2 protein-coding genes are annotated in these 1,667 nt (G+C 62.7%); both read right to left on the bottom strand.

What is annotated here, in order from left to right; all coding sequences use genetic code 11:
• Positions 1–1,121, bottom strand: a 1,121-nt coding sequence (locus BLS75_RS26135; protein WP_072452200.1) for a methyl-accepting chemotaxis protein, incomplete at its 3' end; no start/stop codon positions are given.
• Between the two features lie 194 nt (positions 1,122–1,315).
• Positions 1,316–1,667, bottom strand: a 352-nt coding sequence (locus BLS75_RS26130) for a methyl-accepting chemotaxis protein (protein ID WP_239690690.1), incomplete at its 5' end; no start/stop codon positions are given.

The raw sequence follows: 1,667 nt of genomic DNA, 5'->3' as shown, positions 1-1,667 counted from the left end.
ACCTTGCCGATGTCCCGGGACTCGTTGGCCAGGTCGCCGATCAGGCTGGCGGTGCCCTGCACATCGGAACTCATGCGCTCGATGGCCGACACGGTTTCCTGCACCAGGTCGCGGCCGTCGCCGGCGGAGGCGGTGGCATTCTTCGAGGCTTCGGAGGTGCTCACCGCATTGCGCGCCACTTCTTCCACGGCGCTGGTCATTTCATTGACCGCGGTGGCGGCCTGTTCGATCTCGTTGTTCTGCTGGGTCAGGCCGCGGGCGCTTTCCTCGGTGACGCTGTTGAGCTCTTCAGCCGCCGAAGCCAACTGGGTGGCGGAACCGGAGATGCGCTGCAGGGTGTCGCGCAGTTTTTCCTGCATCTTGGCCATGGCCTGCAACAGGCGCCCGGCCTCGTCACTGCCATCGACCTTGATCGGCCGGGTCAGGTTGCCCTCGGCGATTTCCTCGGCGGCGCCCAGGGCGTTGGCGATGGGCTGGGTGATGCTGCGGGTCAGCAGCCAGGCGAAGAGGAAGGTCAGGCCAGTAGCCAGCACCAGCAGCGCCACCACCAGGTTGAAGGCCGAGGAGTACTGCTCGGCGGCTTGCTGGTTGGTGTCCACGGTCTGCTGGGTGTTGATCTCCAGCAAGCGGTTGAGCACGGTGTTCATGGCTTCGGAGTTGTTCAGCAGTTCGGTGTTGAGCAAGTTGCGCAGCTCATCCACCTGATTGTTGCGCGACAGGCTCTTCATCCGCTCTTCGATCTGCCGGTACTGGCCCAGCAGTTGGAGGTACTGCTCGTAGGCGGATTTTTCTTCCGGGCTGGTGATGAATTTTTCGTAGATGACCTGGGCGGCGCGGATCTGCTGGTTGCGCATTTCCAGCAGTTCGATGGTCTTTTGCTGCACGTCCGGCTCACGGTTCACCAGCAAGCGGTAGGACAGCACCCGCAGGCGCAGGGTTAGCTGGGTGAATTCGTCGAGGCTCTTGATGCTTGGCACGCTGCTCGACGTGATGTCTTCGGCGGCGCCGCGGATCTTGCTCATCTGGTTCAGGGCGAACACCCCGAGGATCAGCATCAAGCCGCCGATCATGGCGAAGCCGAGGAAGGCCCGCGGAGCGATATTCATATTACGAAGGGACATGGTAGGTACCAAAAAGGGCGCATCCGTGCGGGGCTTGAGACTGACTCTACCGTGACTTATCGGTCGTACGACTAAAGTCTTGAGTCTCGCCGTGGATTAAGCCTGTCCGGTACCTGTCTGCTGGGGTGCCTTGAACGCCACCCTCACCAGCCCCCACCGCTCAACGGCGGGAGCTGGAGCAGGGCGCAAGGGCTTCAGAGCTTGAATCGGGTGACCAGGTTGCTCAGGTCGACCGCCAGGCGTGACAGCTCGTTGCTGGCGGCCTGGGTCTGGTTGGCGCCGGTGGTGGACTGTACCGACAGGTCGCGGATGTTCACCAGGTTGCGGTCCACTTCACGGGCCACCTGGGCCTGTTCTTCAGCGGCGCTGGCGATCACCAGGTTGCGTTCGTTGATTTCGCTGATGGCGCTGTTGATGGTGTCCAGGGACTGGCCGGCCCCCCGGGCGATGCTCAGGGTCGATTCGGCGCGTTCGGTGCTGTTGCGCATGGAGTCCACGGCGTGCTCGGTGCCGCTCTGGATGCTGCCGATCATGCGTTCGATTTCG

It is taken from the genome of Pseudomonas sp. NFPP12 (assembly GCF_900103205.1).
Classification (GTDB): domain Bacteria; phylum Pseudomonadota; class Gammaproteobacteria; order Pseudomonadales; family Pseudomonadaceae; genus Aquipseudomonas; species Aquipseudomonas protegens.
The sequence above is the reverse complement of the archived record's forward strand: the minus strand, read 5'-3'. Positions and strand labels throughout refer to the sequence as shown.